Source organism: Gordonia sp. L191 (assembly GCF_030077625.1).
GTDB classification, from domain to species: domain Bacteria; phylum Actinomycetota; class Actinomycetes; order Mycobacteriales; family Mycobacteriaceae; genus Gordonia; species Gordonia polyisoprenivorans_A.
In genome coordinates this window covers 2,167,115-2,187,764 of sequence record NZ_CP125996.1, presented here as the reverse complement: position 1 = coordinate 2,187,764, position 20,650 = coordinate 2,167,115, and the positions used below count along the sequence as shown (strand labels likewise).

The 20,650-nt window shown below is 67.1% G+C and carries 21 protein-coding genes; 7 read left to right on the top strand and 14 right to left on the bottom strand.

Going from position 1 to position 20,650, the window contains the following annotated elements; genetic code table 11:
* Positions 1–46: 46 nt before the first annotated feature.
* The 7 genes from QNM97_RS09870 to secA2 form a co-directional block, all read right to left on the bottom strand.
* A complete protein-coding gene (locus QNM97_RS09870; RefSeq protein WP_208791407.1) occupies positions 47–664 on the bottom strand; it encodes a MerR family transcriptional regulator in 618 nt (205 codons plus the stop codon).
* Positions 665–949: 285 nt separating this feature from the next.
* Complete coding sequence (locus tag QNM97_RS09865; protein WP_006368074.1) at positions 950–1,450, bottom strand: bifunctional nuclease family protein; 501 nt, start codon at positions 1,448–1,450, stop codon at positions 950–952.
* 156 nt (positions 1,451–1,606) lie between these two features.
* Positions 1,607–2,293 carry a transcriptional regulator FtsR gene (ftsR, locus tag QNM97_RS09860; RefSeq protein ID WP_283822566.1) on the bottom strand — a complete coding sequence of 229 codons (687 nt, stop codon included), beginning with the start codon at positions 2,291–2,293 and terminating at the stop codon, positions 1,607–1,609.
* A gap of 43 nt (positions 2,294–2,336) precedes the next feature.
* Positions 2,337–2,786: a glycogen accumulation regulator GarA gene (gene garA, locus QNM97_RS09855; protein ID WP_035727025.1), complete on the bottom strand. Its 450-nt coding sequence runs from the start codon at positions 2,784–2,786 to the stop codon at positions 2,337–2,339.
* A 323-nt stretch (positions 2,787–3,109) separates the two neighbouring features.
* A complete protein-coding gene (gene gcvH / locus QNM97_RS09850; protein ID WP_283822565.1) occupies positions 3,110–3,514 on the bottom strand; it encodes a glycine cleavage system protein GcvH in 405 nt (134 codons plus the stop codon).
* A gap of 28 nt (positions 3,515–3,542) precedes the next feature.
* A complete protein-coding gene (locus QNM97_RS09845) occupies positions 3,543–4,187 on the bottom strand; it encodes a CDP-alcohol phosphatidyltransferase family protein (RefSeq protein WP_283822564.1) in 645 nt (214 codons plus the stop codon).
* Complete coding sequence (gene secA2, locus QNM97_RS09840; protein ID WP_283822563.1) at positions 4,184–6,724, bottom strand: accessory Sec system translocase SecA2; 2,541 nt, start codon at positions 6,722–6,724, stop codon at positions 4,184–4,186. The genes QNM97_RS09845 and secA2 overlap by 4 nt, the downstream gene beginning before the upstream one ends.
* 166 nt (positions 6,725–6,890) lie before the next feature.
* Here secA2 and QNM97_RS09835 point away from each other — a divergent pair, with 166 nt between their 5' ends.
* From QNM97_RS09835 to QNM97_RS09820, 4 genes are all read left to right on the top strand, one after another.
* The gene (locus tag QNM97_RS09835) at positions 6,891–7,409 is read left to right on the top strand and encodes an META domain-containing protein (protein ID WP_283822562.1); all 519 of its coding nucleotides are present in this window, start codon (positions 6,891–6,893) and stop codon (positions 7,407–7,409) included.
* Between the two features lie 50 nt (positions 7,410–7,459).
* Positions 7,460–8,452, top strand: a complete 993-nt coding sequence (locus QNM97_RS09830; protein ID WP_283822561.1) for a malate dehydrogenase — start codon at positions 7,460–7,462, stop codon at positions 8,450–8,452.
* 57 nt (positions 8,453–8,509) lie between these two features.
* Positions 8,510–9,340: a polyphosphate kinase 2 gene (ppk2, locus tag QNM97_RS09825; RefSeq protein ID WP_006368082.1), complete on the top strand. Its 831-nt coding sequence runs from the start codon at positions 8,510–8,512 to the stop codon at positions 9,338–9,340.
* A gap of 73 nt (positions 9,341–9,413) precedes the next feature.
* Positions 9,414–9,713, top strand: coding sequence for a DUF503 domain-containing protein (locus tag QNM97_RS09820; protein WP_283822560.1), 300 nt, complete (start codon positions 9,414–9,416; stop codon positions 9,711–9,713).
* Between the two features lie 21 nt (positions 9,714–9,734).
* On the opposite strand, the gene mug is transcribed toward QNM97_RS09820, so the two are convergent.
* Together mug and QNM97_RS09810 are read right to left on the bottom strand one after the other, a co-directional pair.
* Complete coding sequence (mug, locus tag QNM97_RS09815) at positions 9,735–10,313, bottom strand: G/U mismatch-specific DNA glycosylase (protein WP_283822559.1); 579 nt, start codon at positions 10,311–10,313, stop codon at positions 9,735–9,737.
* A 19-nt stretch (positions 10,314–10,332) separates the two neighbouring features.
* Positions 10,333–10,683 (bottom strand): VOC family protein, encoded by a 351-nt coding sequence (locus QNM97_RS09810; protein ID WP_283822558.1) that lies wholly within the window; start codon positions 10,681–10,683, stop codon positions 10,333–10,335.
* A gap of 95 nt (positions 10,684–10,778) precedes the next feature.
* Between QNM97_RS09810 and QNM97_RS09805 the strand changes: the two genes are divergently transcribed.
* Genes QNM97_RS09805 through poxB form a run of 3 tightly spaced genes read left to right on the top strand, consistent with a single transcriptional unit; the run spans position 10,779 to position 14,181 of the window.
* Complete coding sequence (locus tag QNM97_RS09805) at positions 10,779–11,201, top strand: PIN domain-containing protein (protein WP_283823155.1); 423 nt, start codon at positions 10,779–10,781, stop codon at positions 11,199–11,201.
* A gap of 58 nt (positions 11,202–11,259) precedes the next feature.
* Positions 11,260–12,384 (top strand): baeRF11 domain-containing protein, encoded by a 1,125-nt coding sequence (locus tag QNM97_RS09800; protein WP_283822557.1) that lies wholly within the window; start codon positions 11,260–11,262, stop codon positions 12,382–12,384.
* Between the two features lie 45 nt (positions 12,385–12,429).
* The gene (gene poxB, locus QNM97_RS09795) at positions 12,430–14,181 is read left to right on the top strand and encodes a ubiquinone-dependent pyruvate dehydrogenase (RefSeq protein WP_283822556.1); all 1,752 of its coding nucleotides are present in this window, start codon (positions 12,430–12,432) and stop codon (positions 14,179–14,181) included.
* A gap of 37 nt (positions 14,182–14,218) precedes the next feature.
* Here the strand turns inward: poxB and QNM97_RS09790 are convergent, their stop codons facing one another.
* The 5 genes from QNM97_RS09790 to QNM97_RS09770 all read right to left on the bottom strand — a co-directional run bounded on the left by QNM97_RS09790 (position 14,219) and on the right by QNM97_RS09770 (position 20,577).
* Positions 14,219–15,583 carry a glycoside hydrolase family 183 protein gene (locus QNM97_RS09790; RefSeq protein ID WP_283822555.1) on the bottom strand — a complete coding sequence of 455 codons (1,365 nt, stop codon included), beginning with the start codon at positions 15,581–15,583 and terminating at the stop codon, positions 14,219–14,221.
* Positions 15,584–15,778: 195 nt separating this feature from the next.
* A complete protein-coding gene (locus QNM97_RS09785; RefSeq protein WP_283822554.1) occupies positions 15,779–16,588 on the bottom strand; it encodes a shikimate 5-dehydrogenase in 810 nt (269 codons plus the stop codon).
* Positions 16,588–17,049 carry an NUDIX hydrolase gene (locus QNM97_RS09780; RefSeq protein ID WP_208791419.1) on the bottom strand — a complete coding sequence of 154 codons (462 nt, stop codon included), beginning with the start codon at positions 17,047–17,049 and terminating at the stop codon, positions 16,588–16,590. Before QNM97_RS09780 ends, QNM97_RS09785 begins: the two co-directional genes overlap by 1 nt.
* A 7-nt stretch (positions 17,050–17,056) precedes the next feature.
* Positions 17,057–19,498 carry a Tex family protein gene (locus tag QNM97_RS09775; RefSeq protein ID WP_283822553.1) on the bottom strand — a complete coding sequence of 814 codons (2,442 nt, stop codon included), beginning with the start codon at positions 19,496–19,498 and terminating at the stop codon, positions 17,057–17,059.
* Between the two features lie 83 nt (positions 19,499–19,581).
* Positions 19,582–20,577, bottom strand: a complete 996-nt coding sequence (locus QNM97_RS09770; protein WP_283822552.1) for a hypothetical protein — start codon at positions 20,575–20,577, stop codon at positions 19,582–19,584.
* Between the last annotated feature and the right edge of the window lie 73 nt (positions 20,578–20,650).

Here is a 20,650-nt window from a genome sequence, read left to right as displayed (position 1 = left end):
AGTCTACCGTCGGGTAACCCGGCGGGTGCAGCGCGCCACGAGATGGCTATCCGGTACGGCGCGTGCGGCTCTTGCGGCGTGCGGCGAGCTCGTCCTCGGGCGCGGTTTCGGTGACGCCACCGTCGGCCCGTTCACCGGGGAACTCGGAGATGGTGCCGGTGAGTTCGCGCATCGCTCCGCTCACCGCGATCCCGAAGACGCCCTGACCGCCCTGGAGCAGGTCGACGACTTCTTCGGCAGAGGTGCACTCGTACACCGTCGTCCCGTCCGAGAACAGGGTGATGCGCGCGAGGTCCTCGACCCCCCGCTGACGCAGATGGTCGACCGCGACGCGGATGTTCTGCAGGGAGATCCCGGTGTCGAGCAGACGTTTGACGATCTTGAGGACGAGGACGTCCTTGAACGAGTAGAGCCGTTGACTGCCGGACCCGGCGGCACCGCGAATCGACGGGACGACCAGCGAGGTGCGTGCCCAGTAGTCGAGCTGACGGTAGGTGATGCCGGCGATCTGGCAGGCGCTCGGCCCGCGGTAACCGATCAGCTCGTCGGGCACCGTGTCGTTGGGGAACAGGCCGGGAGCGATGTCCTCCAGGCTTCCCTGCGTCGCCGTTCGCGGCGCGCCACGATCCCCGCTCGCACCGTTGTCCTTCGGCTGATCGCCCACTGCAGACTCCTCGCCACACCTTGAGAACCGGTCGGACGGGCATGCACATTAGTCGGCCACCCTTGGTGGTCCACTGTACGCGCCCGCGCGCCGATCGATGTCCTGCTCGCCACGGATGTCCTGCGGCGATCCGGGACTGACGGTATGCCTGCCGGCGACCCCGAATCAACGCGACGCGCCACGAGGCTCAACCTCTACTTGAGATGGAGGCAGACGGAGACCAGACGGTTGCCGATCCGTGATGTGTCGCTACCGCCGACGGCGGACCGGCTCACCTCGCGCGGATCAGGCGCCGCCGCTCGCCTTGAAGTCGTCGGGTGAGACGTTGTCGAGAAACTCCTTGAACTTCTCGACCTCGTCGTCCTTCTCGTTCGGTGCTTCGTCGGTGTCCTCGTCCGGGATGAGCAGACCCGCCTCGGCGAGGACCTCCTCGTCGGCGATGATCGGGACCTCGGCGCGCATGGCGACCGCGATCGAATCCGAGGGCCGCGCCGACACCCGCAGGTCATTGGCGAAGACCATCTCGGCGTAGAACGTGCCCTCTTGCATGTCGACGATGCGTACCTCGACGAGGGTCTGCCCGAACTCCTCGATGAGGTTGACGATCAGATCGTGGGTCAACGGCCTCGGCGGCTCGATCCCCTTCTGCCGCAGCGCGATCGATGCGGCCTCACTCTGCCCGATCCAGATCGGCAGATATCGTGCCCCGTCGACCTCACGCAGCAACAACACGGGTTGACTCTGTGGCGGCTCGACGCGGATACCGACCACGCGCATTTCGCTCATGTCATGCACCTCCACCCGATGACGACGGAACCGATTCTCGTTGACCCGATGGGTCCTTCTCGACGCTACACCGCACCGCCGCCACACGACGGTCGAGTCGGTCCGACCGGACCATCGGTCCGGCCGATGAACGGGGACGGGAGTCGGAGTGGGACGTCAGTCCAGGACGTCCCGGACGGCTGCCTTGACCAGCTGGGTGTGCAGGGTGACCGAGAGCGCCGCGATCTCGCGCACCAACTCCTCTGCGCGATCGCGGGCGCCGGTGCCCTTGCCCTTGGCGATCGGACTGGCGATCTGCGCGACCAGCCCTGCCTCACGGTCGGCGGAGACCTTGAACGCCCTCAGGTGTCGTGTCTCGACGCCGTAGCTCGCAAGTGCCGCAGCGGCTTCCACCAATCGCACCGCGTCCTCGTCGAAGAACCCGGCGGGACCGGGCGTCAGTAGGCCACTGCGTTGGAGTTCGGTCACGAAAGCGGAGTCCACGCCCGTGCGTTCGATCAACGACTCCCGTGACACCCGGTCTGCGCGGGAGCCGAAGTCGGTGGCCGGCGCCACCGCCGAGCGAGCCGACGACAGCAATCGCGTGCCGTTGCCGGAGGACCCGTCGTTGCCGTGATCAATCGTATCGAGTTGTTCCTTGATGACCTTCAGCGGCAGATACCGATCGCGTTGCGCGGTCAGCACGAAGCGCAAGCGATCGCAGTCCGCCTGACTGAATCGTCGATAGCCCGACGGCGCCCGCTCCGGACTGATCAGTCCCTCGGACTCGAGGAATCGGATCTTGGAGATCGTGACGTCGGGAAAGTCCTCACGCAGCAGTGCGAGGACCGACCCGATGGACATCGGTCCGTCGCCGCGCTGCCCTGCTGGGGAGGCCGGCACGTGCCTAGGAAGCGGAACCGTCGCGCGGGCCGCTCAGGAACACGAGCCGGAACTTACCGATCTGCACCTCGTCGCCGTTGCTCAGTGTCGCGGTGTCGACCGGTTCACGGTTCACGTAGGTGCCGTTGAGGCTGCCCACATCGACCACCTGGAACTCGGCGTCGGATAACCGGAACTCGGCGTGCCGACGGCTCACGGTGACGTCGTCGAGGAAGATGTCGCTGTCGGGGTGGCGGCCCGCGGAGGTGGTCGCCTGGTCGAGCAGGAACCGGGACCCGGCGTTCGGACCGCGCTTGACGACAAGCAGCGCCGTGCCGGGTGAGAGTCGCTCGACCCCGGTATCGGCGGGCTCACTCGAGGTGCCGGCCGAGTCGAGTTCGTTGATGAACTCCTCGCGGAAGACCGACGTGGTCTCCACTGGCGCCTCGAAGTCCTTGTCGTTATCGCTCACTATCTCTCCTTCGTCGTCCGAAGTGCGCTGTTGTCGATCGCGGCGCCGTCGAGGCGCTCGGCCGCGTCCGAAGCGGGTCGGGGAACCGGGTACCCGACGCGCGGGCAGTCGGTTCGTCGCACCTTGTCGGCGCCCGAATCCAACCTACCGTTTCGCGCCGACCCCGACCCATCAGACCCGGCAGACACCGATTGATCATAGCCGCCCGGATCCGACGACCACGACCGTTGGGGCGCGTTTCCCCTTACGCCACCGCGTATCCGGTGGATCGGACCCGGCCGCCGCCCCTCGGGGCGAGATCTACGCGTCGCCCCGGGTGTCTCCGCTCAGCCGTCAATGACCTGCCGGTATCCGTCGGCGTCGAGCAGGTCGCCCAACTGAGCGTCGAGTTCGCCGGATTCCTCGACCGCGATCTCGACGAGCCAGCCGGCCTCGTAGGGCTCGGAATTGACCAGATCCGGCGTCGACTCGAGTTCGTCGTTGACGGCCGCGATCGTCCCGTTGAGGGGCCCGAAGATGTCGGACACGCTCTTGGTCGACTCGACCTCGGCGAACGACTCGCCGGCCTCCACCTCCGACCCGACCTCGGGCAACTGCACGAAGACGACGTCACCGAGCTGTTCCTGGGCGAAGTCGGTGATCCCGATCCGGACGGTCGTGGGCGAGACCCGACGGACCCATTCATGCTCGGGTGTGTAGGTCAATTCGGCCGGCACGTTGGTTTCGGTCACTGTGCCCCCTTTCTGTTCGTTCGAGACTTTAACCCGCTCCGGCCGAGGAGACCCGGTCGAGTCGCGGCATCGTGCGCATCACCATGATCGTCTGGGCCCAATAGAGCACGAACGACCACAGATACATTCCGACCCCCCAGATCAGGAAGGCCCAGCCGATCGGATAGCAGATGGTGCCGACCACCGAATCAAGTTGTCCGGCAAGCAGCCACGGGAAGGCACTCATCAGCGCGAAGGTCGCGGCCTTGCCGACGTAGAGCACCGGCAGGGCCACCAGTCCGCGCGAACGCAACAGCGGTGCGCTCGCGAACAGCAGCACGTCCCGCGCGATGATGACGCCGATCAACCACCACGGCACGAAGTCGCGCAGCCCGAAGCAGATCGGGATGACCACGATGTAGAGGCGATCGGCAGCGGGGTCGAGCAGTTCGCCGAGCCGTGACGACTGGTCGAGCAGCCGGGCGAGTTTACCGTCGAGCCAGTCGGTGACCCCGGACACGAACAGCACGACGAACGCCCATCCGTCGGCCTTCTCGACGATCACCAGCCAGATGAAGACCGGGATGAGGACCAGCCGCAACACACTGAGCGCGTTGGGCACGGTGAGGATGCGGTCGGCGCCGGACGCCTCTGCGGTCACCGGGCCGTCGTCGTCTCCCCCGGGTCCGGTCACCGGAAGATACCGATGATTCCCTGCAGTGTCTTGGCGCCGCCGGACGCAAACAGGTTGTCGTGGACCATATAGGTCCACGTCATCGTCGACCGGTGCAGGTCGGCGGCTCCCAGGTCGACCCCGTCGGGAGTGATCACCGCCTCGCGGAAGGTCTTGCGCGACTTGTCGATCGCCCGGGTCGGCAGTTCGGAGAACTCGGCGAGGATGAGCCGGTGGAATTCGTCGAGCGGACTCTCCCGCCCGATCGCCCGCAGGTGGATGCTCGCCCGGACGTCGGAGACGAAGGCGAGGTGATCGGCCCATTCGCGATCGAGGTGGTACAACATGATCTCGCGAGCGGCCTGCTCGAGAACGTCATCGGCGAGCGGTTCGACGGGAATCCACCGCGACTTCTCCTCGGTCGCGTCGGGCTCGGCGGTCGTGGTCTCCTCGGTGGCACTGTCCTCGGTCGCCGGGCCATAGGATTCCTGCGCGTCGACGGCCTTCTCGTCCGCCCCGGCCTCGGCATCGTTCTTCTCGGCACCGATCGTCTCGTCGGCTTTCGACTCATCGGTGTTCGACTCGCCGGTGTTCGGCTCGTCGGCGTTCGACTCGCTGGCGGCCTCGGCGGTTCCGGTGAGTTCGGCGTAGCGCTGCGGCTCCAGATCGCGGAGTTCCTTCAGCGCGGTATCGGTGGTCAACACCTCCATCCGGCGTTTGACCACGATTTCGCGTTGCTGATTCACCAGCTGGTTGTAGCGCCAGGTGTTGGCGTGCAGTTCGAGCATCACGCCCTCGGCCACGCGTTGCGCCTGCTCGATGAGGTCGATTCCCTTCGACCCCATCGATCCGTCCTCGGACTGCGCGACGGGATCACGCTTGAACGAGAGATTCTTGGTGACGACCGGATCCTCGAGGCTGCTGAAGAACACCGACATGCCCGGGTCGCCCTGACGGCCGGCGCGGCCACGCAGCTGGTTGTCGAGACGTTCGGTGTCGTGCCGACCGGTGCCGACAACGCACAGTCCGCCGAGTTCGATGATCTCCTCGCGGGCCGTCTCGTCGTCGGAGGACCCGCCCAATCGGATGTCGGTGCCGCGTCCGGCCATCTGCGTCGACACGGTGACGGCGTCCTTCGTGCCGGCCTCGGCGATGATCTTGGCCTCTTCGGCGTCGTTCTTCGCGTTGAGGACCACACATCCCACGCCGGCCTTCTCCAGGAAGTACGCGAGTTCCTCGGACTCGGCGACGTCGTGGGTACCGATCAGGACCGGCTGACCGGTCTCGTGGACCTCTTTGACGTAGGCGACGACGGCCTCCACCTTGTTGGCCTTGGTGTCGTAGACCCGGTCGGGCAGATCCTTGCGGATGTTGGGGGTGTTCGGTGGGATCTGCGAGACCCGCAGGTCGTAGAACTGTCGGAACTGCTCACCGGCGGCCAGCGCGGTGCCCGTCATGCCGCACACCGTCGGGTAACGGCCGATCAACGCCTGCACGGTGATGGTGTCGATGACCTCACCGGAGTCGGTCTGGGCGAGACCCTCCTTGATCTCCACGGCCGCCTGCATGCCGTCGGGCCACCGCTGCAGCTGCGCCACCCGACCGCGGGAGGCGTTGATCAGGTGCACGCCGCCGTCGCGCACGATGTAGTGCACGTCGCGCTCGAGAAGGTGGTGGGCGTGCATGGCGACGTTGACGTGGACCAGCGTCGTGCCGACATGCTCTTCGTCGTAGAGATCGATGCCGCCGAGTTCCTCCTCGACGAAGGCCGCGCCCTCGTCGGTGAGCGAGACGTTGCGTCCCTCGACGTCGATCTCGTAGTGCTTGTTCTTCATCCGCGAGACCACGTCGTGGATGGCCTGATCGGGCACCTCGACGTCGGCGGTTCCGGCGAGGACCAGCGGAATGAGCGCCTCGTCGACGAGCACCGAGTCCGCCTCGTCGATGATCGCGACGTCGGGGGTCGGCGAGACGAGTTCGTCGGCATGGATCGCGAGCTGATCGCGCAGCACGTCGAAGCCGATCTCGTTCACCGAGCCATAGGTGACGTCGCCGTCGTAGGCCTGTTTGCGCTCGGCGCGACTCGAGTTCTCCGACACCGCGTGCACGGTGATACCGAAGGCGGCGAATAGTGGGGTCATCCACTCCGCGTCGCGGGTCGCGAGGTAGTCGTTCACCGAGATGACGTGGACGCGATGGCCTTCCAGGACGTGGCCGACGGCGGCGATCGCGCCGGCGAGTGTCTTGCCCTCTCCGGTGCCCATCTCGATGACGTCACCGTCGAGCAGACGCAACGCACCCTGCAGCTGGACGTCGAACGGCCGCAGTCCCAGCGACCGGTCGGCGGCCTCGCGGGCGAGGGCGAGGAACTTCGCGCGATCTCCCCCGTCGGCGCCGATGTCGAGTTTCTCCGCCTCCGCGCGGAAGTCCGCGTCGTCGAGGTCGGCCGCCCAGTCGGTGTGTGCCTCGGCATCCTTGAGCAGGCTCAACGACTTGGACTGGTTCCGCGAACTCTGTGCCCCCAGCAAACGCCACATGCTGTTCGTCAGCTTTCCCACCGAGCGTTCTCCTACCAGTTGTTCCCGGATCGAATCGCCGTCCACGGTACGCGGCCGGTGCCACCGCCGTGACGCCCACCGTGGGACGGTGAATCCACCGTGCCGATCCCCGTCGGCCGGATGTCGAGAACGGCAGGCGGAGAATACGTCGACTACGGTGGCCATCGTGGTCTTCCCCTGGTCACGACGCAGCACCGTCTCCGGCACCGTCGCCATGTCGGCGATCCTCGCTGTCGTGGCCGCCGCGGTGGCGATCACCGTTCTGCGCGAGCCGGATTCGGCACCCGGCGATCCAGCCGCGCCGCAGGCTCTTCCCGCGGGCGCGTCCTTCACATCGGTCTCGGTGTCGGGTGCGGCGATCCCCGGCGGCGGACCGCTGGTGATCGCCTTCGGCGATGTCGGGCGGATCTCGATGAGCGCCGGCTGCAATCGGCACGTGGGCGGCGCGGCGCTGCACACCGGTTCCGCACCCGGCACGGAACCGATCACCACGCTTCGGGTCGGTGCACTGGCATCGACGATGATGGCGTGTCCGCCTCCACGCGAGGGCGCCAACGCCTGGCTGTCACATTTCACCGGCCACCCGCTGGTCTGGCACCTCGACACCACTGCCCTGACGTTGACCGCACCCGCCTCCGCCGACACCCCGGAGACCGTGGTCGTCCTGGCCCGAGATCACCCCTGAGTACCGCGCAGCACCGAACCACCGACAACCCCTCGCAGACAGGACCCACCATGCCCGATGCCAGTCCCGCCGTCGTGACCGTGACCGGAGCCGCCGGCAGTATCGGTTACGCCTCGCTGTTCCGCATCGCCGCCGGCGCGATGCTGGGCCACGATCGTCCGGTGCGTCTGCGGCTGCTGGAGTTGCCTGCCGCGGTCACCGCCGCCGAGGGCACGGCCATGGAACTCGAGGACGGCGCATTTCCGTTGCTGGAGTCGATCGACATCTTCGACGACGCCCGCGATGCGTTCGACGGCGCCCAGTTCGGGCTTCTCATCGGCGCCCGGCCCCGGACCAAGGGGATGGAGCGCGCAGAGCTGCTCGCCGCCAATTCGGCGATCTTCGCCGAGCAGGGTCGGATCATCAATGATGTGGCGGCACAAGATATCCGGGCGATCGTGGTCGGTAATCCGGCCAACACGAACGCGGCGGTCGCCGCCGCCAACGCCCCCGACGTTCCCGCCGAGAGATTCACCGCGCTGACCCGGCTGGACCACAACCGTGCGATCGCCCAGCTCACCCGGCGTACCGGGACCCCGGTCGGCCGGATCAGTCGCGTCACCATCTGGGGCAACCACTCGGCGAGCCAGTACCCCGACATCTTCCACGCCCGGGTCGGCGACACCCCCGGCGCCGAGATCGCCGCCGACGAGCGATGGCTCGTCGAGGATTTCATCCCGACCGTCGCCACCCGGGGCACCGCCATCATCGAGGCGCGCGGCGCATCCTCGGCCGCCTCCGCGGCCAACGCGACCATCGATCACGTCCACGACTGGGTCCTGGGCACCGCCGGGGACGACTGGACGTCGGTCGCGATGCCGTCGACCGGCGCGTACGGCATTCGCGAGGGGCTCGTCAGCTCGGTTCCCGCGCGGGCCGTCGGCGGCCGGTGGGAAGTCGTCGAGGGCCTCGACATCAACGACTTCTCCCGTGCCCGGATCGATGCCTCCGTCGCCGAGCTCGAGGGCGAACTCGACGCCGTGGCCAAACTCTCGACCGCGTGAGAACCGCCTCCGCCGTCTCGGGCGCACGGGAGCCGTGCGCGGCCTAAGCTTCTCCGCATGGCAAAGAAGGGCAAGCCGGACAAGGTCAAGATCTCCACCTCGGTGTACGAGGCGGAGCTGTTCCGGTTGCAGACCGAACTGGTGAAACTGCAGGAGTGGGTGCGCGAATCCGGAGCCCGGGTCGTCGTCATCTTCGAGGGGCGCGACGCCGCGGGCAAGGGCGGCACCATCAAGCGGGTGACCGAATACCTGAGTCCGCGGGTCGCGCGGGTCGCCGCCCTGCCCGCCCCCACCGATCGTGAACGGGGACAGTGGTATTACCAGCGCTACGTCGCGCACCTGCCCGCCCCGGGCGAGATCGTGTTGTTCGACCGATCCTGGTACAACCGTGCCGGCGTCGAGAAGGTGATGGGGTTCTGCACCCCCGAGGAGCACACGCGTTTCCTGCGTCAGACACCGATCTTCGAGCAGATGCTCATCGACGACGGAATCCTGTTGCGCAAGTACTGGTTCTCGGTCTCCGACGACGAGCAACTCCGCAGGTTCCGAGCACGGATGAACGACCCTGTGCGGCAATGGAAGTTGAGCCCCATGGATCTCGAGTCGGTCTACCGGTGGGAGGACTACTCCCGCGCCAAGGACGAGATGATGGTGCACACGGACACCTCGATCTGCCCGTGGTATGTCGTCGAATCCGACATCAAGAAGCACGCTCGCCTCAACATGATCTCGCATCTTCTCTCGACCATCGAGTATCACGAGGTCCCGAGCCCCAAGGTCAACCTGCCCAAACATCCCATCGAGACCGGCAACTACCACCGGCCCCCGCGGTCGTTGTCGAAATATGTTCCCGACCACGTGGCCACCCTGCTGGGCTCGCCTGAGTGATCCCGCGAACCCGCACGCCCGGATCGCCCCCGCGTGGCGCCTCCGTGCGGGCGGGGCGTAGCATCACCCGACGATGTGGATCGGTTTCGCAGAGTTCGATTACCTGCTCGGTGATGTTCATTCGCTCAAGCAGAAGCGGTCGGTGATCCGACCGATCATCGCCGAGATGAAGTCGCGGTTCTCCGTCGCCGTCTCCGAGGTGGATCACCGGGAGGTGCACCGGCGCACGGGGATCGGGGTTGCCGTCGTGTCCCCGGACCGGGCGCATGCGGTGGAGATACTCGATGCGGTGGAACGCTATGCCGCCGCGCGCCCCGAGGTGCAGTTGCTCTCCGCCCGGATTCGCGTGCTGCAGTCGGGCGACATCGAGTGACGCCGCGACGACCGCAGGGTCTCAGGCGTCGGTGACGACCCCGGCGGCCACGGCAACCTCTCGATAGGCCCGAGCCAGCGAGTCCACGGTCTCGTGGGCATTGAGCCCGCTGGGGTTGGGTACCACCCACAGCTGCGCCCCGGCCCAGTCCGGGGTGTCGGGCTGTCGTCCGGGCGTTGCGGTGCGCTGCCCGAATGCGATGCGGTAGGCCGTGATTCCGAGGATCGCCACCACCCGCGGAGCGATCCGGGCAACGGTCGAGCGCAATCGTTGCCCGCCCGAGCGCAATTCGTCGGCGGAGAGGTCGGCAGCCGCTGCGGTGGCCCGCTCGACCACGTTCGTGATGCCGATCCCCGCGTTCAGGAGAGCCGCGCGATCGGCCTCGCTCATGCCCGACGACGCATCGATCACGTGGTCGGTGATCCCGGCGCGGTGCAGCGCCGGATAGAAGCGATTACCCGGACGGGCGAAGTGTGCGCCGGTGGCCGCGCTCCAGAGCCCGGGGTTGATCCCCACGAACAGCAGTCGGCATCCGGGACCGAGGAGGTCGTCGATCCGCTCGTCCCGGTGCGAGAGCAGTTGCGCCCTGGTGAAGCCCATCGGTGGAGATGCGTGGCGATCAGTGGCCCGAGGCGACGCAGAACTGGTTGCCGTCGGGGTCGGCCAGGGTGATCCACGCGAATCCGTCGATCTCGTGTTCCCCGATGCGTGTCGCGCCGGCGTCGACGAGTCGTTGTGCTTGAGCAGTTCGGTCGTCGGCGGTGAGGTCGAGGTGCACTCGGTTCTTGCCCGGTGTCGGATCCTCCACCTTCTGGAAACCCAAGGTCGGTGCGCCCTCGCCGAGCGAGACCATCACGAAGTAGCCCTCGTTCTCGGCGACGACGGTGCCACCCATCGCGTCGGCCCACCACCGGCCGAGTCGTACCGGGTCCAGCGAATCGAAGGTGATCATGCCGATGGCGAGGCTCATGTCTCGACCGTAGCCGAATCATGCGTGATGGTGCATTCACCTGGTTGTTCGGCGTCACGGGTTGACCGGCGCGAGCCGTCGTGAGTGCATGGGACATGCCACGCAGCGAGCCCGACATCGATCACCCCGCCGACGGACAACCGGTCCTCGTCGTGGATGCGGCCAACGTCGTCGGTTCGGTGCCCGACGGATGGTGGCGCGATCGGCGCGGGGCCACCGAACGCCTGCGGGATCGGCTCGCCGGCGTCGCCGACTCCGGCGTCGCGGGCTTCGAGGGGCCCGTGAACATCGTCCTGGTCGTCGAGGGCCGGGCGCGGGGTGTCGCCTCGACCGCGTCGGTCACCGTCGTCGACGCCGACGGCTCCGGTGATGACGCGATCGTCGACGTGGTGCGCCGACTGCGCACACATCGGCTCGCAGTGGTCACCGCGGACCGCGAATTGCGCGGTCGCGTAACCAATCTCGGCGCAGAGATCCTCGGACCATCGGTGATCACCCGGCAGAATCCACACGAGTGAACTGCTGTCGTGGTTACAGTGAGAGGGCAGCCGTACGGACGACCCGAAAGGACGGACCATGGCCCGCTTCACACTTCCGACCCTCGACGATCTCAAGGAGCTCGGGACACCGCGCGAGAACGCGATCACGATCTACGCCGAGACCTCACCGGCACCGGATACCCGCGACACCAGCTATCTGAACGCCAAGAGCGCCTTTGATCAGTCCATCCGAACCCTGCGGGAGAACGGGATTCGCCACGCCGTCGAGGAATCACTGCGCGCCCAGTGGGAGAAGGTCCGTTCCGACGAGGTGTGGGCGCGTTTGTCGCGGTCGGTGGCGATCTTCCTGACCCCCGACCAGGTCGAGATCTTCGCCCTGCCCAATCGGTTGGAGAACCAGTCCCAGGTCGGCTCGTACTTCGATCTGGGACAGATCGTACGTGCGGTCACCGCGACCCAATCGGCCTTCGGGTTGACCCTCTCCGCCAACGGATGGAATCTGTGGGAGGCCACCGCGACCACGGTGGCCACCGAACTCGAGCTCAGCGGTGAGCACGCCGTCGATGCCGCCGACGCCACCAATCGCGCCACCATCCGTGACCGGGGCCATGTTCGCCGCCTCGTCGGCGACGAAGGCAAGAAGGTTCTGCTCGAGCAGTATGCCAAGCGTGTGGCCGAGGCCGTGAAAATCGAACTGGCGCCCCGAGATCCGCACGGCGAGCGACCGTTGTTCCTGTTCGCCGCCGATCCGCTGCTCGATCTGTATCGCAACATCGAGTCAACACGTCGTGTCGTCGCCGTACCGGGCGCACCCGACGAACTGCACGCCGACCGCATCGACGCCGCCATCCGCGCCGAGATGCCCGCGCTCCATGCCGAGCGGAACAACGCCGTCCTCGATCGCATCGCCGACGGCGTCTCCTCCGGACTGGTGGCAACCGACCTGGCCGACATCAGCCGTGCCGCCACCGCCGGCGCGGTGTCGACACTGCTCTACGACTTCACCGTCGATGTGCTCGGCACCGTCGACAGCCGGACCGGCGAGGTCACGTTCGACGCCTCCGGTCACGATGTGCTGTCCGACATCGTGGTGACCGTACTCGACCACGGCGGCGAGGTGATCCCGGTGCGCGACAACGAGATCACCAATTCCCTCTGGAACGGCACCGCCGTCGCCGGGCTCCGATTCCGATCGGCCTGAGGCCGATCGGCCGACGTCACCGACACCCACAACTGAGGAGATCCCTTGGCCCACACCGTCGCTGCCGAAATCGTCGAGACCCTGCGGACCTCGGGTACCGAGCGCGTGTACGGCATCCCCGGCGACTCGTTGAACGGTTTCACCGATGCCCTGCGAAAAGACGGCACGATCCGCTGGGTGCACGTGCGACACGAGGAGACCGCGGCGTTCGCGGCCTCGGCCGACGCGGCACTCACCGGCGAACTCGCCGTCTGTGCGGGTAGCTGCGGACCGGGCAATCTGCACCTGATCAACGGTCTCTACGACGCACACAGATCGCGGGTGCCGGTACTGGCCATCGCCGCGCACATCCCCGCCGCCGAGATCGGCAGCGGATACTTCCAGGAGACCCACCCCGAGCGATTGTTCACCGAGTGCAGTTCGTTCTGCGAGATGGTCTCGACACCCGAACAACTGCCCCGGCTGCTCGACATCGCCATGCGCACGGCCGTGGAACAGCGCGGCGTCGCCGTCCTGATCGTCCCGGGCGAGATCTTCCTGGCCAAGACCGCGCGCCGCAAGAATCGTTCACCGATCCGCGCGATTCCCACCGTGATTCGGCCCACCGACGACCAATTGCGCCGAGTGGCAGACCATCTCGACGGCGCGCAACGGGTGACCATCCTGGCCGGCGCGGGCACGGCCGGCGCCCACGACCAGGTGGTGGCGTTCGCCGACGCGTTGCAGGCGCCGATCGTGCATGCCTTGCGCGGCAAGGAGTTCCTCGAGTACGACAATCCGTTCGATGTGGGGATGACCGGGCTGCTCGGCTTCTCCTCCGGTTATCGGGCCATCGAGAAGTGCGACACCCTGGTCATGCTCGGCACCGACTTCCCGTATCAGCAGTTCTTCCCCACCGAGGCGACCATCATCCAGCTCGACATCCGCGGCGAGCAGATCGGGCGGCGCACCCGCGTCGACATCGGGCTGGTCGGCAGTGTCGCCGACACCCTCACGGCATTGACCCCGCTGCTGAGGCGCGAGCGGCCGTCGGAGCATCTGAGTACCGCCCTCGAGCACTACGCGAAGGCGCGGACGTCTCTCGACGAACTCGCCGTCGACGACGGCAAGACACCCATCCACCCCCAATACCTGACGATGCTGCTCAGCAAGTACGCCGATCCCGACGCGGTCTTCATCCCCGATGTCGGGTCGCCGGTGGTGTGGGCCGCGCGCTACCTGACGATGAACGGATCCCGCAGGCTGATCGGGTCGTTCACACACGGATCGATGGCCAACGCCCTGTCGCAGTCCGTCGGCGCGCAGGCGTCGCTTCCCGGCCGGCAGGTCATCGCACTCGCCGGCGACGGCGGGCTGACGATGCTGTTCGGTGAGTTGATCACGCTGACCCAGAACCGGCTTCCGGTGAAGGTCGTGATCTTCGACAATTCGTCATTGAACTTCGTCGAGGTGGAGATGAAGGCGGCCGGCTTCGTCAACTACGGCACCGACCTCGAGAACCCCGACTTCGCCGCCGTCGCGCAGTCGTTGGGCATCTACGGACGGCGGGTCGAGCATCCCGGCGAGTTGGACGAGGCCGTGCGCGAGTTCCTCGCCCACGACGGTCCGGCCGTCCTCGACGTCGCGACTGCGCGCCAGGAGTTGTCGATCCCGCCGACCATCACCGCCGCGCAGGCCAAGGGCTTCACGTTGTACGCCATCCGCACCGTGCTGTCCGGTCGTGGTGACGAGCTCGTCGACCTCGCCGAGACCAATCTGTTCCGCCGCCTGTTCGACGCAGCCACACCCGACGACTGACCCGGGTATCGGCGCCGGCGACACGTGTGGTCGCCTGTCAGTGCGGGATCTTCGACAGATCCGAGTGCAGCAGCATGACGTTGTAGTCACTCCACCGGGAGGCGTTGAAGTACAGGTCTTTTCCGGTGCCGAGGATCGCCGGTGAGTGCGGCTGGATCATCGGCCCGTACACGACGAGTGCGACGGGCGGCACCAGGTGGGTGGGAGCGCTCCACGGGCCCTCGGGATGATCGGCGGTACGGATGCGAATCCCGTTGTCCCCGTCGAGCATCATGTACTTGTTCAGGTAGGGGCTCCAGGAGACCGACGCCTCGGTGACCGGCGGCGGCAGGATCTGCGCCGAACCGTCGTCGGGGATGGCGGTGATGTCACGTTTCCATCCCCGTCCGGGCCCGCTGCCGGTCCAGTACTCGTAGTTCTCGAGATTGCGGATGTCCCCCGGTACGAACCGGGCGAGGAATGCGGCACCGAATCGTCCGTTGGGAGTGCCGAGTTGGTAGATGTAGCCGGCATCGGCTCCGTGCCCACGGAAGTAGGCGCTCTGCTGGAACTTTCCGTTGTTGTAGGTGACCTCACGCAGTGCGCCCGGGAGCGCGAGGGTCACCGGAGCGTTGATCAGGATGGTGTTGGGATCGGTGTCCCATGTCTGCCCGTTGTCGGTGGAGTAGGCGATCGCGGAGAAGTTGGTGACCCAATGGCCCGCGCCACCCCACGATCGCACAGACATGTAGTTCATGTACTGCGTGTAGCCGCCGTTGCCGTCCGGCAGCGAGATGGCTGCGGTCGGGATGGTGGTGACCTCCACCTGACTGACCCCGATGGCCGGGATCAGTTGCGTCGCGAAGTTCGGGGCGTCGGCACCGACCACACTGCCCGACTCGGTGACGCCGGGCACCGCGTCGGGCACGCTGACCCCGTCGGTGAAGTCGTCGTCGTTGGAGCGGAGCAACACGTTGTGGCGCCACTGTTGTCCGGCGACCGCGCAATCACCGAAGGTATCGCCGAACGCCATCAGCGTCTGCCCGGAACCGTTGTCCCAGCTGATCCCGAGATCGGTGCCGGAGATGCCGAACCGTGAGAAGGTCCGGTTCGGACTCTTCGGCCCGGTGATCCAGGCGACCGTGTTGGTACTCGGTCCCCGGTAGACCGGCAGATTCCCCTGCGGACCGGTGTTGGGATTGCTCGAACCACCCGATCCCGAACCCAGTGATCCAGAGCCTGCCGATCCCGACCCCAGCGAGCCGCTCGATCCCAGGGATCCGGTCGACCCGGTGCCACCGTTGCCGCAGGGCGCGGCGTTCGCGGCGCCGGTCCCGGCGAGCATGCCGCCGCCCACCATCATGGTCGACACGACCACGGCGACCGCCGCCACACGAGCACGTCGAACAAAACGGATGTTCATGAGTCGCGGCTCTCCCGGCGTTCGTTCCGACACGGGCTGCGCCGTTTCCGGAGACAGCTACGGATGTGACAGAAGTGATGTGTGGTGCTGGTGAGACAATTCCACCAGGTGCGACGCGCCGAGGATACCGGTGGCGATCACGAATGAGTCTCAGCTTGGAGACGTCTGTGAGATCCGATGCAGCGATGAGCACCGTCAGTGGCGAGAGAACTCCGATGCCCGAGCAACCTGCTCTGCGGTCAGCGCGACGCCCGTGTACTTCTCGAACTGCCCGGCCGCCTGGAGTGCGATCACCTCGGCTCCGGTGATGACCCGCTTCCCCGCCGTCCGGGCGGCAACGATCAGCGGCGTCTCCGACGGAAACGCAACCACGTCGAACACCGTTGCGGCAGCGGCAATCGTGGCATCGTCGAACGCCTGCGCATCCGCGTCGGCGCCGGTCATTCCCAGCGGGGTCACGTTCACGATGATGTCGGCACCGGGTGCAGGAGCGCTGATGTGGCGATACCCGTATTTGTCGGCGAGCGCCGAGCCGGCGGACTCGTTGCGTGCCGCGATGGTGAGGTCGCCGAACCCGGCGCTGCGGAATGCCCCGACGACGGCTCGCGCCATCCCGCCCGAGCCCTGCACCATCACCGCGGCATCCCGATCGAGCTCGTGGCGTTCGAGGAGCGCCGACACCGCCTCCACATCGGTGTTCGACGCGATCAGTCGACCGCTGTCGTTGACGATCGTGTTGACCGATTCGATCACCGACGCCGACTTCTCGATCTCGTCGACGAGCGGGATCACCGCCTCCTTGAACGGCATCGACACCGAACACCCGCGAATCCCCAGGGCTCGCACACCACCGATCGCGCCGGCGATGTCGTCGGTCGTGAACGCCTTGTAGATGAAGTTCAGGCCGAGTTCGTCATACAGATATTTGTGAAAGCGCGTCCCGATGTTCGACGGTCGGCCGGCCAGCGAGATGCACAGGGTCATGTCCTTGTTGAGGATCGGCATCAGTTCAGACTAACGTCGCCGGCCGGCGGCCGATCCCGGCCGCGCAGCGCAGGAATCACCTGCTCCACGAGCAGGGGGGCCAGCGGCACCGACGAATCCTCGATGCGTGACCTTCCCGCGTCGTCGAGAGGCAGCCATCGCAGTTCGGCAATCTCGGCGGCCGCGGTGGCGCCCTGAACCACGCGACGGTACTCGAAGACGTTGGCGCGCACCGCGAATCCGGCCTCGTTCGCCGCGGCGGCGGTGAAGGTCCCGAGCTCGGTCAGATCCTCGGCAGGCAACCGCACACCGGTTTCCTCGGCGCACTCACGAATCGCGGTCTCACGCGGGTCCTCCCCGGGCTCGGGTTTGCCGCCGGGCAACATGAACCGGGAGCTGCCGACCTTGCGCACGATCAGCAGGGCACCCGATTCGTTCCGCAGCACGACGGCACTGACGGTGATCACCCGATCATCGGTCACCGGCTTCTCAACGGCCGAAGCCGGCGTCCCGCAGGGCCTGTGCCATCGAGCCATTGGGGGCCGCCTCGCGTCGCCGCGAGTTGCCACCGCGGCGGCCATCATCTTTCGGCTTGCCGCCGCGGCGGTCGTTCTTGGTGCCGGACTGAGCATTTCGAGGCTGCGATTTCACTCCCCCGTCCTTGGCTCCGTCCTTGGCCCCGCCGCGTCGCGCACCACCGCCGGAGACCTCATCCTGGAGGCGAAGAGTGAGCCCGATCCGTTGTCGTTCGACGTCGACCTCGAGGACCTTGACCCGGACGACCTGCCCCGAACGCACGACCTCATGGGGATCGGACACGAAGCGATCCGACATCGCCGAGACGTGTACGAGCCCGTCCTGATGGACGCCGACGTCGACGAACGCGCCGAACGCGGCGACGTTGGTGACAACCCCTTCGAGCACCATGCCGGGCGTGAGGTCGGAGACCTTCTCCACACCGTCGGCGAAGGTTGCGGTGGTGAAGGCCGGGCGCGGGTCACGTCCGGGCTTCTCCAACTCGGCGAGGATGTCGGTCACCGTCGGCACACCGAAACGCTCGTCGGCGAATTCGGCCGGGCGCAGGGACCGCAGGGTGCGTTCGTTCCCGATCAGTTCGGCGAGGCCGATGCCCGAGCGATCCAGAATCCGACGCACCACCGGATAGGACTCCGGGTGCACCCCCGAACCGTCGAGCGGGTCGTCGCCGTCTCGGATGCGCAGGAAGCCCGCACATTGTTCGAAAGCCTTGGGCCCGAGTCGCGGAACATCGAGCAGCGCGCTGCGATTGCGGAACGCACCGACCGAATCACGGTGGGTGACGATCGCCTCGGCCAGCGTCGGCGTCACTCCGGACACCTTGGCGAGCAGCGGGACCGAGGCGGTGTTGAGGTCCACGCCGACCGCGTTGACGGCATCCTCGACCACCGCGTCCAGACTCCGCGCCAGCGTGCCCGGGGTGACGTCGTGCTGATACTGGCCGACGCCAATCGATTTCGGTTCGATCTTGACCAGTTCGGCCAGCGGATCCTGCAGTCGTCGGGCGATCGAGACCGCACCACGCAACGACACGTCGAGGGCGGGGAGTTCACGCGAGGCGTACTCCGAGGCCGAGTACACCGACGCGCCGGCCTCGCTCACCATCGCCTTGGTCGGCGCCGCAGCACCGGCCGACTTGATGTCGGCGATGAGTTCGGTTGCCAGTGCATCGGTTTCGCGGGAAGCGGTGCCGTTGCCGATGGCGATCAACTCCACCTGATGGCGGGCGATGAGCGCACCGAGTGTCGCCTTGGCCTGATCCCACTGCTTCTGCGGCTGATGCGGATAGATCGCGCACGTGTCGAGCACCTTGCCGGTGGCGTCGACCACGGCAACCTTCACGCCGGTCCGGAATCCCGGGTCGAGGCCGAGGGTGGTGCGCGCGCCGGCCGGTGCGGCCAGCAGCAGGTCCTTCAGGTTGGTCGCGAACACCGTGACGGCGTCCTGCTCGGCGCGCTGACGCAGTCGGACGCGGGCGTCCACCGCCGCCGACACCATCAGTTTGGTCCGCCATGCCCAGCGCACGGTCTGCGACAACCACGGGGTTGCCGGGCCCGGATGCGACCGGTCGACGCCGAGTGTGGCCGCGACCATCGTCTCGTACTCGTCGTCCTCGCCGGCGTCGAAATCCAGCGAGAGCACGTCCTCCTTCTCACCGCGCAGCACGGCGAGCACCCGATGCGAGGGCATCTTCTCCAGCGGTTCGGAGAACTCGAAGTAGTCGCGGAACTTCTGTCCGGCAGGGGTTTTCGCAACCACCTCGGAGCGCGGCGCGGTCCGCAGCGCGCCCTGCGACCACAGCTTCTCGCGGACGGCGCCCACGAGTTCGGCGTCCTCCGCGGCCCGTTCGATGAGAATGTGGCGTGCGCCCTCGAGTGCTGCCGCGGCGTCGGCGACACCCGCGGAATCCCCGTCCGCCGGGGTGAGGTATCCGGCCGCCACGTCCTCGGGGACGAGGGTGGGATCGTCGAGCAGTCGCAGGGCCAGCGGCTCGAGGCCGGCCTCGCGGGCGATCTGGGCCTTGGTGCGGCGCTTGGGCTTGTAGGGCAGGTAGATGTCCTCGACGCGCGACTTGGTGTCGGCGGCGACGAGCGCGGCCTTCAGGTCGTCGGTCAGTTTGCCCTGCTCGGAGATGGAGGCCAGCACGGCGGCGCGGCGCTCGTCGAGTTCCCGCAGATACCGCAGTCGTTCGTCGAGTTGGCGCAGTTGCGCGTCGTCGAGACTGCCGGTCACCTCCTTGCGGTACCGCGCGATGAACGGGACCGTCGAGCCCTCGTCGAGCAGCGCGACGGCTGCGGCGACCTGGTGCTCCCCGACGGCCAGTTCTTCGGCCAGACGTGCGTTGACGGACTTGACTCCGGGTATTGCCGGTGCGCTCGAACTCACCCGGAGCACCCTACCGAAGGGGTGTGACAGCCCGGCGGGTCAGGCATATGCGTGTCGGGTCACCGGGTCGCGGGTCGGTCGTCGCCGACCGCTCAGGGCGCCGCGATCGCCGCGCGGAACTCCTCGGAGCGGTAGAACGGTTCGAAGTGTCGGCGTATCACCGGCTCGAGCATGCCCCGGTCGTCGAGCCGCGACATCACCGCAGGCCCGAAGCGCAGCCCCTCCTCGATCAGGTCCGCTCGTCCGATACCCAGGTCGGCGAGGAGATCGACGAGCGTCACCGCACCGTACTTGTCGAAGACGTGGTCGATGCCCTCGTCGAGGAGTGCACGAAAATAATCGGTGTCGCGGAAGGACTTCCAGAACTCGAACAGTACGACGACGAGGTCGTCGATGTCCTCGTCGGTCACCAGTTCGCGCCACCAGCCGACCGCGTCGTCCGAACGCAACCGCCACAGATCGCGCGCCGCGTCGAGCAGGACTGCGTCTCCGTCTTCCTTGGCCGCCGCCAGCACGTAGCTCGCGCCCCGACGGGTGAGGATCGTCAGCGCCGAGGACACCACCGGCACGAGCGGACTTGCGAGCCGGGTGACCCCGCGGACCACCGAGGCGGCCACGCCCGGGCCACCGGCCATCGCGCGTCCGTCGGCGACTGCGGCGTCGAAGGCATGCGACACCACATCCACGCACGCGTCGACCGCGGCGGGGCTGGTCGCGATCTCCGCAGCGATACGACGGGCGATGCCGGTCTCGGCGATCGCGGTGAACAGTTCGTCGGCATGGCGTGCGTCGAGAACCTCCGACATCACGACCTCGTCGTTGACGCGATGGCGGTACAGGCGGGCGGCGATCTCACCGACCAACTCCGGGATGGAGCCCTCCACCGGCAACTGCACGGTGTACTTGTGGGCGGTCAGCTTGATCAGGTCACGGGTGATGACGTCGTCGAGGGTCAGGCCGGACACATCGCCGAGGAAGGCATCGACCTCCTCGACCACGAGTTGGCCGTATCGGTGGGGGTCGCGCAGTTCGCGCATGGTGAAAGAGATCTGGGCCTCGAGCAGGCGCGTGGCGAGATCGTCGGACATCTCACCAGGGTGTCACACCGGTCGGAGGAGTTCGTCGCATTCTCGTGGTCGGGAACGGGTCGGGCTCGTAAAC

Excerpts from the sequence above, each read along its gene's own strand:
- QNM97_RS09770 (WP_283822552.1), bottom strand. The coding sequence starts at position 20,577 with ATGTCCGACGATCTCGCCACGCGCCTGCTCGAGGCCCAGATCTCTTTC.
- QNM97_RS09800 (WP_283822557.1), top strand. The coding sequence starts at position 11,260 with ATGGCCCGCTTCACACTTCCGACCCTCGACGATCTCAAGGAGCTCGGG.
- QNM97_RS09865 (WP_006368074.1), bottom strand. The coding sequence starts at position 1,450 with ATGAGCGAAATGCGCGTGGTCGGTATCCGCGTCGAGCCGCCACAGAGT.
- QNM97_RS09820 (WP_283822560.1), top strand. The coding sequence starts at position 9,414 with ATGTGGATCGGTTTCGCAGAGTTCGATTACCTGCTCGGTGATGTTCAT.
- ftsR (WP_283822566.1), bottom strand. The coding sequence starts at position 2,293 with ATGTCCATCGGGTCGGTCCTCGCACTGCTGCGTGAGGACTTTCCCGAC.
- QNM97_RS09810 (WP_283822558.1), bottom strand. The coding sequence starts at position 10,683 with ATGAGCCTCGCCATCGGCATGATCACCTTCGATTCGCTGGACCCGGTA.
- QNM97_RS09805 (WP_283823155.1), top strand. The coding sequence starts at position 10,779 with ATGCCACGCAGCGAGCCCGACATCGATCACCCCGCCGACGGACAACCG.
- QNM97_RS09785 (WP_283822554.1), bottom strand. The coding sequence starts at position 16,588 with ATGCCGATCCTCAACAAGGACATGACCCTGTGCATCTCGCTGGCCGGC.
- QNM97_RS09830 (WP_283822561.1), top strand. The coding sequence starts at position 7,460 with ATGCCCGATGCCAGTCCCGCCGTCGTGACCGTGACCGGAGCCGCCGGC.
- mug (WP_283822559.1), bottom strand. The coding sequence starts at position 10,313 with ATGGGCTTCACCAGGGCGCAACTGCTCTCGCACCGGGACGAGCGGATC.
- QNM97_RS09790 (WP_283822555.1), bottom strand. The coding sequence starts at position 15,583 with ATGAACATCCGTTTTGTTCGACGTGCTCGTGTGGCGGCGGTCGCCGTG.
- ppk2 (WP_006368082.1), top strand. The coding sequence starts at position 8,510 with ATGGCAAAGAAGGGCAAGCCGGACAAGGTCAAGATCTCCACCTCGGTG.